Raw genomic sequence first — 872 nt, 5'->3', positions numbered from 1 at the left:
TAATCGTATTATCTGGTGATAGACCTCCAGAGCTTATCGATTGCGGCGCCAATCATGAGAGGAGGAAGAAGGAGAAGGGGGAGAAGGAGGAAAAGAAAAGAAAAAGGAAGAAAAAAGAGAGAAAGAGGGAGAAGAAAGAAGGGAGGAGAAGGGGAGAGGAAGAGGGGGGAAAAAAAAGGAAAAAAGGAAAGGAGAGGGAGAGGAAGAAAAAGAAGGGGAAAGGGAAAGAAGAGGAGAAAGAAAGAAAGAGGGAAAGAGAAGAAAGAGAAGAGAAGAAAGGGAGGGGAAAAGAAAGGGGGAAAGAAAAGAGAGGAAGGAAGAGAGAAAAGGGGAGGAAAAGGGAAGGGGGGAGGGGAGAAAGAGGGAAGGGGAAAAAAAAGAGGGAAAGAGAAGAGGGGGAGGAGGAAAGGGAGAGGGGAAGAGAAAAAGGGAGAAGAGGGAGAAAGAAGGGGAGAGAAGAAGAAAGGAAGAAAAAGGAAAGAAAGGAGGGGGAGAAAGGGGGAAGGAAAGGAGAAAGAAGAGAAGAGAAGAAGAAAGGGGGAAGAAGAGGGGGGAGAGGGGGGGGAGGGGAGGGAGGAAGGAAAAAAGAAAAAGGAAGAAAAAGAGGAAAGGGAAAAAAAGAAGGGGGGGGAGGGGAAAGAGGGAGAGAGGAGAAAGAGGGAGGGAGAAGGGAGGGAAGAAGGGGGGGGGGAGGAGAAGGAGGAAAAAGAGGGAGGGGGGAGGAGAAGAGGAAAAAAGGGAGAGAGGGGAGAGAGGAAGAGGGAGGGAAAGAGAAGGGGAGGGGGAAAGAAGGGAGGGAGAGGAAGGGGGAGGAAGGGGAGGGGGAGGAGAGGAAGGGGGGGAAGGAGAGGGGGAGAAGAACAGGCCAAGGC

1 protein-coding gene is annotated in these 872 nt (G+C 51.3%); it reads left to right on the top strand.

The features are described from left to right. Positions 1-872, top strand: an 872-nt coding sequence (locus tag K5R16_RS21965; protein WP_220740530.1) for a hypothetical protein, incomplete at both ends; no start/stop codon positions are given.

The sequence above is a fragment of the Shewanella sp. c952 genome, assembly GCF_019654975.1.
In the GTDB taxonomy this organism is placed as follows: Bacteria; Pseudomonadota; Gammaproteobacteria; order Enterobacterales; family Shewanellaceae; genus Shewanella.
Note: the sequence above shows the minus strand (reverse complement) of the source record. Positions and strands in the feature narration are given on the sequence as shown.